The 13,346-nt window shown below is 53.6% G+C and carries 11 protein-coding genes and 1 tRNA gene; 8 read left to right on the top strand and 4 right to left on the bottom strand.

Going from position 1 to position 13,346, the window contains the following annotated elements; all coding sequences use genetic code 11:
• Window positions 1-258: 258 nt before the first annotated feature.
• From V5P19_RS04185 to narI, 4 genes are read left to right on the top strand one after another with little or no spacing between them, the layout of a single operon-like run.
• Window positions 259-4,002, top strand: coding sequence for a nitrate reductase subunit alpha (locus V5P19_RS04185; protein WP_334400407.1), 3,744 nt, complete (start codon window positions 259-261; stop codon window positions 4,000-4,002).
• The gene (gene narH / locus V5P19_RS04190) at window positions 3,999-5,534 is read left to right on the top strand and encodes a nitrate reductase subunit beta (RefSeq protein WP_334400409.1); all 1,536 of its coding nucleotides are present in this window, start codon (window positions 3,999-4,001) and stop codon (window positions 5,532-5,534) included. Before V5P19_RS04185 ends, narH begins: the two co-directional genes overlap by 4 nt.
• Window positions 5,531-6,241: a nitrate reductase molybdenum cofactor assembly chaperone gene (narJ, locus tag V5P19_RS04195; RefSeq protein ID WP_334400411.1), complete on the top strand. Its 711-nt coding sequence runs from the start codon at window positions 5,531-5,533 to the stop codon at window positions 6,239-6,241. The genes narH and narJ overlap by 4 nt, the downstream gene beginning before the upstream one ends.
• Entirely contained in the window at window positions 6,241-6,918 is a 678-nt protein-coding gene (narI, locus tag V5P19_RS04200) for a respiratory nitrate reductase subunit gamma (protein ID WP_334400413.1), read from the top strand. The genes narJ and narI overlap by 1 nt, the downstream gene beginning before the upstream one ends.
• On the opposite strand, the gene V5P19_RS04205 is transcribed toward narI, so the two are convergent.
• The gene (locus V5P19_RS04205; RefSeq protein ID WP_334401142.1) at window positions 6,915-7,811 is read right to left on the bottom strand and encodes a DMT family transporter; all 897 of its coding nucleotides are present in this window, start codon (window positions 7,809-7,811) and stop codon (window positions 6,915-6,917) included. The genes narI and V5P19_RS04205 overlap by 4 nt on opposite strands.
• Before the next feature lie 107 nt (window positions 7,812-7,918).
• Here V5P19_RS04205 and V5P19_RS04210 point away from each other — a divergent pair, with 107 nt between their 5' ends.
• Complete coding sequence (locus V5P19_RS04210; protein WP_334400414.1) at window positions 7,919-8,362, top strand: Lrp/AsnC family transcriptional regulator; 444 nt, start codon at window positions 7,919-7,921, stop codon at window positions 8,360-8,362.
• 45 nt (window positions 8,363-8,407) lie between these two features.
• Here V5P19_RS04210 and V5P19_RS04215 read toward each other — a convergent pair.
• From V5P19_RS04215 to V5P19_RS04225, 3 genes are all read right to left on the bottom strand, one after another.
• A tRNA-Tyr gene (locus V5P19_RS04215) sits at window positions 8,408-8,492 on the bottom strand.
• A gap of 156 nt (window positions 8,493-8,648) precedes the next feature.
• Entirely contained in the window at window positions 8,649-9,491 is an 843-nt protein-coding gene (gene purU, locus V5P19_RS04220) for a formyltetrahydrofolate deformylase (protein WP_334400416.1), read from the bottom strand.
• A 47-nt stretch (window positions 9,492-9,538) separates the two neighbouring features.
• Window positions 9,539-9,997 (bottom strand): YchJ family protein, encoded by a 459-nt coding sequence (locus tag V5P19_RS04225; RefSeq protein ID WP_334400418.1) that lies wholly within the window; start codon window positions 9,995-9,997, stop codon window positions 9,539-9,541.
• 113 nt (window positions 9,998-10,110) lie between these two features.
• On the opposite strand from V5P19_RS04225, the gene rssA reads away from it, so the two are divergent.
• The 3 genes from rssA (at window position 10,111) to galU (ending at window position 13,227) form a co-directional block, all read left to right on the top strand.
• The gene (gene rssA, locus V5P19_RS04230) at window positions 10,111-11,013 is read left to right on the top strand and encodes a patatin-like phospholipase RssA (protein WP_334400420.1); all 903 of its coding nucleotides are present in this window, start codon (window positions 10,111-10,113) and stop codon (window positions 11,011-11,013) included.
• 91 nt (window positions 11,014-11,104) lie between these two features.
• Complete coding sequence (gene rssB, locus V5P19_RS04235; RefSeq protein WP_334400422.1) at window positions 11,105-12,118, top strand: two-component system response regulator RssB; 1,014 nt, start codon at window positions 11,105-11,107, stop codon at window positions 12,116-12,118.
• Window positions 12,119-12,318: 200 nt separating this feature from the next.
• On the top strand, window positions 12,319-13,227 hold the full coding sequence (gene galU / locus V5P19_RS04240) for a UTP--glucose-1-phosphate uridylyltransferase GalU (protein WP_334400424.1): 909 nt from the start codon (window positions 12,319-12,321) through the stop codon (window positions 13,225-13,227).
• Window positions 13,228-13,346 lie beyond the last annotated feature (119 nt).

Here is a 13,346-nt window from a genome sequence, read left to right on the forward strand (position 1 = left end):
GGAAGCCCTACTCCTTAATACCTTAGATGTTAAAAAACGCCGCCACGTTCGTATGATAAATAAAAATTTACTATATATATCAGTAATATAAAAAATTCACATTTATACCGCTTTGGTGGTAGTGGGGTTAATACCTCCCTCGTGAGACCCCGCCCGCCTTGATCGTTATCAATTCTCACCTTCTTTCATAGCGTTACCTTCGCTGCAAATCAGCAATGTCGATTTAGAGAGCCACAGGCTCCATACAGGAGATACCCGATGAGCAAATTTTTGGACCGGTTTCGCTACTTCAAACAGAAGGGTGAGACTTTTGCCGATGGGCACGGCCAGGTTCTGGAGACCAACCGGGACTGGGAAGACGGTTACCGTCAGCGCTGGCAGCATGACAAAGTTGTCCGTTCTACCCATGGCGTAAACTGCACGGGTTCGTGTAGCTGGAAGATTTTCGTTAAAAACGGTCTGGTGACCTGGGAAGTGCAGCAGACCGATTATCCGCGTACGCGCCCGGATCTGCCAAACCATGAACCGCGCGGCTGCCCGCGTGGCGCGAGCTACTCCTGGTATCTCTACAGCGCAAACCGTCTGAAATACCCTCTGATGCGTAAACGCCTGATGAAAATGTGGCGTGAAGCCAAAGTGCAGCACAGCGATCCCGTTGATGCCTGGGCTTCCATCATCGAAGACGCCGACAAGGCCAAAAGCTTCAAGCAGGCTCGCGGTCGCGGCGGGTTTGTCCGCTCCTCCTGGAAAGAAGTCAACGAGCTGATTGCCGCCTCTAACGTCTACACCGTCAAAACTTACGGTCCCGACCGCGTGGCGGGCTTCTCGCCAATTCCGGCGATGTCGATGGTGTCCTATGCTTCCGGCGCGCGTTACCTTTCCCTGATTGGGGGGACCTGCCTCAGCTTCTACGACTGGTACTGTGACCTGCCGCCTGCGTCTCCGCAGACCTGGGGCGAGCAGACCGACGTGCCGGAATCCGCTGACTGGTATAACTCCAGCTATATTCTTGCGTGGGGGTCAAACGTACCGCAGACCCGTACGCCTGATGCCCACTTCTTTACCGAAGTGCGTTACAAAGGCACCAAAACGGTTGCCATCACGCCTGACTACGCGGAAATCGCTAAGCTGTGCGATCTGTGGTTGGCACCGAAGCAGGGTACCGATGCGGCAATGGCGCTGGCGATGGGTCACGTTATGCTGCGTGAATTCCACCTCGATAAGCCTAGCCAGTACTTCACTGACTACGTACGTCGCTATACCGACTTCCCAATGCTGGTCATGCTTGAAGAGCGTGGCGGCTACTATGCCGCGGGCCGTATGCTGCGCGCCGCCGATCTGGTGGATGCGCTGGGCCAGGAAAATAACCCTGAATGGAAAACCGTTGCCTGTAACAGCAATGGCGAATTGATCGCACCGAATGGCTCTATTGGCTTCCGCTGGGGCGAGAAGGGTAAATGGAACCTTGAACAGCGTGACGGCACCTCCGGGGCGGAAACGGATCTGCGTCTGAGCATGCTTGGCAGCCAGGATGAGATCGCGGACGTCGGCTTCCCGTACTTTGGCGGCGAAGGCACCGAGCACGTCAACAAGGTTGAACTGCAAAACGTTTTAATGCACAAGCTGCCGGTGAAACGCCTGCAGCTGGCGGACGGTTCGACGGCGCTGGTAACCACCGTTTACGATCTGACCATGGCCAACTACGGTCTGGAACGCGGTCTGAATGATGAAAATTGCGCAACCAGCTATGACGAGGTAAAAGCGTATACCCCGGCCTGGGCTGAGCAAATCACGGGCGTGCCTGCCACGCAGATTACCCGTATCGCCCGTGAGTTTGCGGAAAACGCCGATAAAACCCACGGTCGTTCGATGATTATCGTCGGCGCGGGTCTGAACCACTGGTATCACCTCGATATGAACTATCGTGGCCTGATCAACATGCTGATCTTCTGCGGCTGTGTGGGGCAGAGCGGTGGCGGCTGGGCGCACTATGTGGGCCAGGAAAAACTGCGTCCTCAGACCGGCTGGCAGCCGCTGGCGTTTGCCCTTGACTGGCAGCGTCCGGCACGTCACATGAACAGCACCTCCTACTTCTATAACCACTCCAGCCAGTGGCGCTATGAGACGGTGACCGCTCAGGAACTGCTGTCACCGATGGCGGATAAATCCCGCTACAGTGGCCACCTGATCGACTTCAACGTCCGTGCAGAACGCATGGGCTGGCTGCCGTCTGCGCCACAGCTGGGTACCAACCCGCTGCGCATTGCGGAAGAGGCGAAGAAAGCAGGAATGTCGCCGGTGGATTACACCGTTAAATCCCTGAAAGAAGGATCTATCCGTTTCGCGGCCGAACAGCCTGAAAACGGTAAGAACCATCCGCGCAACCTGTTTATCTGGCGTTCTAACCTGCTCGGTTCCTCCGGTAAAGGCCACGAGTTCATGCTGAAATATCTGCTCGGTACTGACCATGGTATTCAGGGCAAAGATCTCGGTAAGCAGGGCGGTGTGAAGCCTGAAGAGGTGGAGTGGAAAGATAACGGCCTTGACGGCAAGCTCGACCTGGTAGTGACCCTGGACTTCCGCCTGTCCAGTACCTGCCTGTACTCCGATATCGTCCTGCCAACCGCGACCTGGTATGAAAAAGACGACATGAATACCTCGGATATGCATCCGTTTATTCATCCGCTGTCTGCTGCCGTGGATCCGGCATGGGAGTCGAAAAGCGATTGGGAGATCTACAAAGGCATCGCCGAAAAATTCTCCGAAGTCTGCGTGGGTCACCTGGGCAAAGAGACGGACATCGTCACGCTGCCTATCCAGCATGACTCCGCCGCCGAGCTGGCGCAGCCGCTGGACGTGAAGGACTGGAAAAAAGGCGAGTGCGACCTGATCCCAGGCGTTACGGCCCCGCACATTATTCCAGTTGAACGTGATTACCCAGCGACCTACGAGCGTTTCACCTCTATCGGCCCGCTGATGGAGAAAATCGGTAACGGCGGAAAAGGGATCGCCTGGAATACACAGAGCGAGATGGATCTGCTGCGTAAGCTCAATTACACCAAAGCGGATGGCCCGGCGAAAGGCCAGCCAATGCTGAACACGGCCATTGATGCGGCAGAGATGATCCTGACTCTGGCGCCGGAAACCAACGGTCAGGTGGCAGTGAAAGCCTGGGAAGCACTGAGCGAATTTACCGGCCGCGACCATAAGCATCTGGCGCTGAACAAAGAAGACGAAAAAATTCGCTTCCGCGACATTCAGGCGCAGCCGCGCAAAATTATCTCCAGCCCGACCTGGTCTGGCCTTGAAGATGAGCATGTCTCCTATAACGCCGGTTACACCAACGTTCACGAGCTGATCCCATGGCGTACGCTGACCGGGCGTCAGTCTCTGTATCAGGATCACCAGTGGATGCGCGATTTCGGTGAAAGCCTGCTTGTGTACCGTCCACCTATCGATACCCGTTCGGTGAAAGAGGTGATGGGCGAGAAATCCAACGGTAACCCTGAGAAAGCGCTGAACTTCCTGACGCCTCACCAGAAGTGGGGGATCCACTCGACCTACAGCGACAACCTGTTGATGCTGACGCTGGGACGAGGCGGCCCGATTGTGTGGATGAGCGAAGCAGATGCCAAAGATCTGGGGATTGTGGATAACGACTGGATCGAAGTGTTCAACAGCAACGGTTCCTTAACAGCCCGTGCGGTGGTGAGCCAGCGCGTGCCTGCGGGGATGACCATGATGTACCACGCCCAGGAACGTATCGTGAACATTCCGGGATCGGAAATCACCGAACAACGCGGCGGTATCCATAACTCGGTGACCCGTATTACGCCGAAGCCAACCCATATGATTGGTGGCTATGCGCAGCTGGCGTACGGCTTTAACTATTACGGCACGGTGGGTTCTAACCGCGATGAGTTCGTGGTGGTACGTAAGATGAAGAATATTAACTGGTTAGATGGCGAAGGTAATGACCAGGTACAGGAGAGCGTAAAATGAAAATTCGTTCACAAGTCGGCATGGTGCTGAATCTGGATAAATGCATCGGCTGTCATACCTGCTCAGTCACCTGTAAAAACGTCTGGACCAGCCGTGAAGGGACAGAGTACGCGTGGTTCAACAACGTTGAAACCAAGCCAGGTACCGGTTTCCCGACCAACTGGGAAGACCAGGAGAAATACAAGGGCGGCTGGATCCGCAAGATCAACGGCAAAATCCAGCCGCGCATGGGTAACCGCGCCATGCTGCTGGGGAAAATCTTTGCTAACCCGCATCTGCCGGGCATTGACGATTACTACGAGCCGTTTGATTTCGATTACCAGAACCTGCACAACGCGCCGGAGGGTAAACACCAGCCTATTGCGCGCCCTCGTTCGCTGATCACCGGTCAGCGTATGGCGAAGATTGAAAAAGGGCCGAACTGGGAAGATGACCTGGGCGGTGAGTTTGAGAAGCTGTCGAAAGACAAAAACTTCGAGAACATGCAGAAGGCAATGTACGGCCAGTTCGAAAACACCTTCATGATGTATCTGCCGCGCCTGTGCGAGCACTGCCTTAACCCGGCATGTGTGGCGACGTGCCCGAGCGGTGCCATCTACAAGCGTGAAGAAGACGGCATCGTACTGATCGACCAGGACAAGTGCCGCGGCTGGCGCATGTGTATCACCGGTTGCCCGTACAAAAAAATCTATTTTAACTGGAAGAGCGGTAAGTCAGAGAAGTGCATTTTCTGCTATCCGCGCATCGAAGCCGGGATGCCAACCGTCTGTTCAGAAAGCTGCGTGGGCCGTATTCGTTACCTCGGCGTGCTGCTGTATGACGCGGATGCAATTGAAACCGCGGCGAGCACTGAGAACGAGAAAGATCTGTATCAGCGTCAACTGGACGTGTTCCTCGATCCGAACGATCCGAAAGTGATTGAGCAGGCGCTGAAAGACGGCGTACCGCAGAGCGTGATCGACGCGGCGCAACAGTCGCCGGTGTACAAAATGGCGATGGACTGGAAGCTGGCTCTGCCGCTGCACCCTGAATACCGCACGCTGCCAATGGTCTGGTATGTGCCGCCTCTGTCACCGATTCAGTCTGCTGCAGACGCGGGTGAACTGGGTAGCAACGGCATCCTGCCTGACGTGGAAAGCCTGCGTATCCCGGTTCAGTATCTTGCCAACCTGCTGACCGCAGGCGATACCCAGCCGGTCCTGCTGGCGCTGAAACGTATGCTGGCAATGCGTCATTTCAAACGTGCCGAAACCGTTGACGGCATTATTGATACCCGTGCACTGGAAGAGGTCGGTCTCACCGACGCGCAGGCGCAGGAAATGTACCGTTATCTGGCGATTGCGAACTACGAAGATCGTTTCGTGGTGCCAAGTAGCCACCGCGAGCAGGCGCGTGAAGCCTTCCCGGAAAAAAGCGGGTGTGGCTTTACCTTTGGTGATGGTTGCCATGGGTCTGACACCAAATTCAACCTGTTCAACAGCCGTCGCATAGATGCCATGGATGTGACCAGCAAAACGGAGCCGCACCAATGATTGAACTCGTCATTGTTTCGCGTCTGCTCGAGTACCCTGATGCTGCGCTTGCGCAGCATCAACAGGAACTCTTTGATGCACTCGCGTCATCTGAAAACCTGGATAAAGAGGATGCCCATAAGCTGGGCGTTTTCCTGCGTGACCTGTTAGCGCGCGATCTTCTGGACGCACAGTCGGACTACAGCCAGCTGTTTGACCGCGGTCGCGCCACCTCGCTGCTGCTGTTCGAACACGTGCACGGTGAATCCCGCGACCGTGGCCAGGCGATGGTTGACCTGATGGCCCAGTACGAACAGCACGGCCTGCAGCTCGACAGCCGCGAACTGCCGGACCATCTGCCGCTGTACCTGGAGTACCTGGCGCAGCTTCCTAAAGATGAAGCGTTGGGTGGTTTGCAGGACATCGCACCTATTCTGGCGTTACTCAGCGCCCGTCTTCAGCAGCGCGAAAGTGTCTATGCGGTTCTCTTCGACCTGCTGGTGAAGCTGGCAAACGCCGCCGTGGATAGCGAAAAAGTGGCGCAGAAAATCGCGGATGAAGCGCGTGATGATACCCCGCAGGCGCTGGATGCGGTTTGGGAAGAAGAGCAGGTTAAATTCTTTGCCGATCAGAACTGCGGTGAGTCAGAAATCTCTGCGCATAAGCGCCGTTTCGCCGGAGCGATTGCCCCGCAATATTTGAATATCTCTAACGGAGGACAGCAATAATGCACTTCCTTAACATGTTCTTCTTTGACATCTACCCGTATATCGCGGGCACCGTGTTCCTGGTGGGAAGCTGGCTTCGTTATGACTATGGGCAGTACACCTGGCGTGCAGCCTCTAGCCAGATGCTGGATCGCAAAGGGATGAATCTGGCCTCCAACCTGTTCCATATCGGGATCCTCGGAATTTTTGCCGGGCACTTCCTCGGTATGCTGACGCCGCACTGGATGTATGAAGCCTGGCTGCCCATCGAGGTGAAGCAGAAGATGGCCATGTTTGCCGGCGGCGCCAGCGGCGTGATGTGTCTGGTGGGTGGACTGTTGCTGCTGAAACGTCGCCTGTTCAGCCCGCGCGTTCGGGCGACGACGACAGGTGCAGACATTCTGATCCTCACGTTGCTGATGGTGCAGTGTGCGCTGGGCCTGCTAACCATTCCATTCTCTGCTCAGCATATGGATGGCAGCGAAATGATGAAACTGGTCGGCTGGGCGCAGTCGGTGGTGACCTTCCACGGCGGTGCCTCTGCGCATCTGGACGGCGTGGCGTTTATCTTCCGCGTGCACCTGGTGTTGGGGATGACCCTGTTTGTGTTGTTCCCATTCTCCCGCCTGGTGCATATCTGGAGCGCGCCGGTGGAATACCTGACGCGCAAATACCAGATTGTGCGCGCTCGCCGCTAATTCGCCGATTTAATACCAACCCCGCACTCGCGGGGTTTTTTTTCGCCCCAGCCCAGGTTATTCCCCGCGGCAGCAAACAGAATCAACGCGCCGCCCGCCAGTTGCGTAAGGTTTAGCGAGTGCCCAAACGCCAGGTGATCGACAAGGATCGCGACAACCGGATAAATAAATGACAGCGAGCCGGTAATGGGAGTAGGGAGCTTCTGGATGGCGCTGTACAGGAGCTGATACATGATCCCGGTGTGAACGATGCCGAGCGTCAGCAAAATCGTCCACGGGAAATCACCCGATAATGCGGGCAAATGCGCCAGCGGTAGCAGCATCACTACCCCCGTCAGCACCTGAATAAAGGCGATATGCTGCGGGGCGATGGATGTGAGTTTACGGGCGATCATTGCCGTCAGCGCGTAGAAGAAGGCTGCCCCCAGCGCCAGACCAACCCCCGTGAGCCACGCGCCGTCATGCTCGCCGGTAAGCTCCCGGGACAGCAGAATAATCACGCCGCCAAACGCCAGGAGTAGCCATCCCCACTTAACAAGGCTAACGCGTTCGCCTAAAAACATCCCCATCATCACCAGCATAAACGGTTGGGTGTTATACACCACGGTAGAAAGCCCAATTGAAATTCGTTCATAGGCGGCAAAGAGCAATAGCCAGTTCACCACTAACGCCACACCGCCAAGAATGGCCAGCATCAGCGTGGCTCGGGTCAGTGGGCTAAAGGGTTTTTTGCTTATCCGAATGAAGATAAACAGCGCGATAGCACCAATCAGGCAGCGCCAGAACACCACGTCCGTCACCGGCAGGCCTGAGAGCAAAACAAAAACACCAATTGAACCTGAAATTAACATCGCCAGGCACATTTGCCAGACGCCTTTCTGTAAATCGCGCATCATCCACCTCCTGATTAGTGATGTTATTGTCGGAAATGGCTATCGTGTTTTACAGGGGTGATATAAGGTTGATTACGCTAATAGCTTTTTAAAATTAGGTGAAACCGATGGAATACCTTATCGATGATATCGACCGACAAATCCTGGCCTGTCTGGTAGAGGATGCGCGCATGTCGCTGAAGGTGCTTAGCGGGCGAATTGGGCTGACGTCGCCCAGCACGGCGGAGCGCCTTAAAAGGCTTGAGGAACGGGGCGTGATTCAGGGTTACGGTGCGCGCGTGAACCTGGCGGCGTTGGGGTACACGTTACAGGCGCTGGTTCGGGTTCGTCCGTTGCCGGGATTATTACACAAGGTGGATAAATACATTCAGGCGATGCCGGAGTGTATTGAGAGTGACAAGGTGACTGGGGAAGATTGCTTTGTGATCAGGCTGGTGGTGCATTCAATAGAACAGCTCGATGCGTTACTGGATGGGCTGGCAGATCATGCGCAGTGTAATACATCGATTGTGAAGAGTTCACCGGTAGCGCGTCGATTGCCGCCGATGTAGTTTGCAATTATAGCTAAGGAGTGATTCACAACGATATGGAAGCGATGGTGGTGGGGGAAGGATTCGAACCTTCGAAGTCGATGACGGCAGATTTACAGTCTGCTCCCTTTGGCCGCTCGGGAACCCCACCACGGGGTAATGCATTTACTGGCCTGCTTCCTGCTGGAAGCGGGGCGCATCATATCAAATGACACGCCCCTGTAAAGCTTTACCACAATAAAAATAAACTGGTTGCCTGATTTTTACACGCAAAGCTGTAAAGCTAACCAATTCATTTCACTGTCGATTAAAGAATGATCGTTCTGTTGCCGTAAACGAACACACGCTGCCCCAGAACCTGATACAGCGCACGGCTTAACACGTTCTTCTCTACGTCACGTCCGGCACGCATCATGTCTTCTGCTGTATAGGTGTGATCCACATGAATCACGTCCTGCATAATGATGGGGCCTTCATCCAGATTGTCATTCACGTAGTGCGCGGTCGCACCGATGATTTTCACGCCGCGCTCATACGCCTGATGATAAGGGCGCGCACCAATAAAGGCCGGCAGGAATGAATGGTGGATGTTGATAATCTTGTTCGGGAAACGCGACACGAAGGAGGGGGTCAGTACGCGCATGTATTTCGCCAGCACAACGTAGTCCGGGTTATGCGCTTCAATCGCCTGCGCCATCAGGTCATCGTGCTCTTCGCGCGTATGGCCTTCATGACTTACCAGCTCAAACGGAATATCAAAACGCTCAACCAGCGTGCGAAGCGTCTCGTGGTTACCGATAACGGCGGCGATTTCGACATCCAGCCCGCCGTAATTCGCTTTCATCAGCAGGTCGCCCAGGCAGTGCGCCTCTTTTGTCACAAGAATGACAATGCGACGACGGCCTGCTGGCGTCAGTTCGCGTACGGAACCTTCCGGCAGAGCGCTATCCAGATCGGCCAGCAGCGTGTTGTCGTTGAAAATGCCTTCCAGCTCGGTACGCATAAAGAAGCGGCCGGTACGGTGATCAACGAACTCGTTGTTCTGCACGATATTCAATTCATGTTTGTAGCAAATGTTGGTAATTCGTGCGATCAGCCCTTTTTGATCGGGACAGATGGTGCGCAGAACTTTACGTTGTAGTGATTGCATCGCCGGGAAATCCTGTTTATGTATTTGCGAAATCTGCGTTGTCGGCGTTACTGCCCGCAACACTTTTTAAATTTTTTACCTGAACCGCATGGGCAGGGATCGTTGCGACCAAACTGAGGACGCGTTCCGTCAATATAATACCATTGCCCGCTTTCCTTTAAGAACCGGGAACGCTCGATAATCGCGCCAGGTTTATTTTGTTCGGTAAACCGGGCAACAAAGCTGACGAAGCCTTCGCTATCGTGGCTGCCTTTTGCTGATTCATACACGGTCAGGCCAAGCCACTCGGTGCTGGCGAACCCGGCGACGATATCTTGTCTGAAATCGGCAGCATGGCAGGACGGATGCCAGGTTTTAATCAGGTAGTCTGCGTCTTTGATCACAAAAGCAGTATACCGCGAACGCATTAGGTGTGACGGGTCTGGTGCAACCTGTTCGCCAGTAAGATATCGCTGGCAACATAGGCTATACTCCAGAGCGCTACCACAGGGGCAGAGTTGAGACACAATTCTCTTCCTGGAATAAAAAATAAGGGCGTAAAACGCTTCGGGTAGCACCATGTTAACTGAGCCGTTGCGTTGACGCTATGTTGGGATCCAGGGGAAGTTAAACAGGGCTAATGAGAAAAGTTAAGATTGGGCTGGCGCTGGGCTCAGGTGCAGCGCGGGGGTGGTCGCATATTGGAGTTATCAATGCCTTAAAAAAGATGGGTATTGATGTCGATATTGTCGCAGGGTGTTCGATTGGATCGCTGGTCGGATCCGCCTATGCGTGTGGAAAGCTCCCGGAACTCGAAGCCTGGGTGCGCTCCTTCAGTTACTGGGACGTACTGCGCCTGATGGATCTCTCCTGGCAGCGCGGTGGATTGCTGCGCGGTGAACGCGTGTTTAATCAGTTCCGCCAGATAATGCCTCTTGATGACTTCAGCCATTGTCAAATGCCTTTCGGTGCCGTCGCGACAAATCTCAGTACCGGTCGTGAGCTTTGGCTTACCGAAGGGGATCTCCAGCTTGCCGTACGCGCCTCATGCAGTATGCCGGGGTTAATGGCACCTGTTCCCCACAATGGGTACTGGCTTGTCGATGGTGGCGTCGTTAACCCGGTTCCTATCTCCCTGACGCGGGCGATGGGGGCTGACATCGTGATTGCCGTGGATTTGCAGCACGATGCGCATCTTATGCAACAAGACCTTATGCCGGTCAATCTGCAAAGTGAAGATACTGAGGGCGATAAACTCGCCTGGCATGAACGCTTACGCGGACGCATTGGTCGTATAGCCGCGCGTCGCTCGGTAACTGCGCCAACGGCGATGGAGATCATGACGACCTCTATTCAGGTGCTTGAGAACCGCCTTAAGCGCAACCGTATGGCCGGTGACCCTCCGGATATTCTGATTCAACCTTATTGTCCACAAATCTCTACCCTTGATTTCCATCGGGCTGAGGCCGCCATCGCAGCGGGCTCGTTAGCCGTCGAAAAGAAAATAGACGAGTTGTTGCCATTTGTGCGAACCGCACGTTGAGCATCCTTTTTTGATTACTTCAGCAAAATCTGACAGGCGATAGTACCAATAGCATGCCACTATTGAGTTACTGTCAGCCAGGGGAGGAACCATGACGCAGCCATTGGCCGGAAAACACATTTTGATTGTTGAAGACGAGCCCGTTTTCCGATCGCTGCTGGATTCGTGGTTATCATCGCTCGGGGCAAGCACCTTGCTCGCTGAGGATGGTGTCGACGCGCTGGAAAAAATGATCAGTATCACGCCCGATCTCATGATCTGTGATATTGAGATGCCGCGGATGAACGGACTGAAGCTGGTTGAGCATCTGCGCAATGAAGGTGACCAGATACCGATTCTGGTGATCTCTGCCACAGAAAATATGGCGGACATCGCTAAGGCTCTCCGTTTAGGTGTCCAGGATATCTTGCTTAAACCTGTAAAGGATCTGAACCGTTTACGTGAAACGGTGCTGGCCTGCCTCTATCCAAATATGTTTAATTCCCGGGTTGAGGAGGAAGAGCGCCTTTTCCAGGACTGGGATGCATTAGTCAGTAATCCCCTTGCGGCATCGAAATTGCTGAAAGAACTTCAGCCACCCGTGCAGCAATCCATCTCGCACTGCCGCGTAAATTATCGACAACTTGTTGCCGCTGACCAACCCGGGCTGGTGCTGGATATTGCGCCGCTGTCAGAATCCGATCTTGCCTTTTATTGTCTGGACGTCACCCGTGCTGGAGATAATGGCGTTTTAGCGGCATTACTCCTCCGGGCGCTATTTAATGGCTTATTGCAAGAACAGTTATCGCACCAGGGGCAACGACTTCCTGAGCTAGGCAGTTTACTTAAACAAGTTAACCAGCTTTTTCGACAGGCTAATTTGCCGGGGCAATTTCCGCTACTGGTCGGTTATTATCACAGCGGTTTGAAAAATCTGATCCTGGTTTCTGCTGGCCTCAATGCCTCGCTGAATACCGGTGAACATCATATTGAGGTGAGTAATGGAGTGCCGCTTGGTACGTTGGGCACTGCCTATCTAAATCAAATTAGCCACCGCTGTTCTTCCTGGCAGTGCCAAATTTGGGGGGCAGGGGGACGGCTTCGCTTAATGTTGTCCACGGAATAAGCAGTTGAATTGTATTCTTACGATTGCTTTTCCAGTGCTTTGCCGGGAGTGCTAGTATCACCGCCAAGCATCATGCGTATTTGTCTTAATTGATCGGCAACGCGTTCTTTTCAGACCCGGACTGTAGGGTAAGGCTGATATACTCAACGCGTTATTTAATGCATAAAAGTTCAAAGTTTGAACAGTTCAGGAGAATTTCAATGGCTGCCCTAAATTCAAAAGTCAGAAAGGCCGTTATCCCGGTTGCGGGATTGGGGACCAGGATGTTACCAGCAACTAAGGCAATTCCTAAAGAAATGCTGCCTTTGGTTGATAAGCCATTAATCCAGTACGTTGTTAATGAATGTATTGCAGCAGGCATAACTGAAATTGTGCTGGTTACGCATTCATCTAAAAACTCTATTGAAAACCATTTTGATACCAGTTTTGAACTTGAAGCCATGCTGGAAAAACGCGTTAAGCGTCAGCTGTTGGCTGAGGTTCAGTCTATTTGCCCTCCGCACGTAACCATTATGCAGGTTCGCCAGGGGCTGGCTAAAGGCCTGGGTCACGCTGTGTTGTGTGCACACCCTGTTGTTGGCGATGAGCCTGTCGCGGTTATCTTGCCAGACGTTATTCTGGATGAGTATGAATCCGATCTCTCGCAGGATAACCTGGCAGAGATGATCAAACGGTTCGATGAAACCGGTAGCAGCCAGATTATGGTTGAGCCTGTTGAAGACGTTACTGCCTATGGCGTTGTTGACTGCAAAGGCGTGAACCTTAATCCGGGTGAAAGCGTGCCAATGGTAGGCGTTGTAGAAAAGCCTAAGGCAGACGTCGCGCCGTCTAACCTGGCGGTTGTCGGCCGTTATGTCCTAAGCGCTGAAATCTGGCCACTGCTGGCGAAAACGCCTCCAGGAGCAGGTGATGAGATTCAGCTGACCGATGGTATTGATATGCTGATCGAGAAAGAAACCGTAGAGGCTTACCATATGAAAGGTAAGAGCCATGATTGCGGTAATAAACTCGGCTATATGCAGGCATTTGTTGAATATGGCATTCGCCACAATACCCTGGGTGAAGAATTTAAAGCCTGGCTCAAAGACAGTATGGGTATTAAAAAATAACCTGAGCGTCGAATGAACAAGACCGGTGTGGTGATGCCCACCGGTTTTTTTATGGCCATTACAGCGTGGCAAACCCACTTTGTAAGGGACATTAAATAGCCGTTGTCGCTATATGACAG

Origin of the sequence: Enterobacter sp. UNJFSC 003 (assembly GCF_036903355.1) — a bacterium.
In the GTDB taxonomy this organism is placed as follows: domain Bacteria; phylum Pseudomonadota; class Gammaproteobacteria; order Enterobacterales; family Enterobacteriaceae; genus Enterobacter.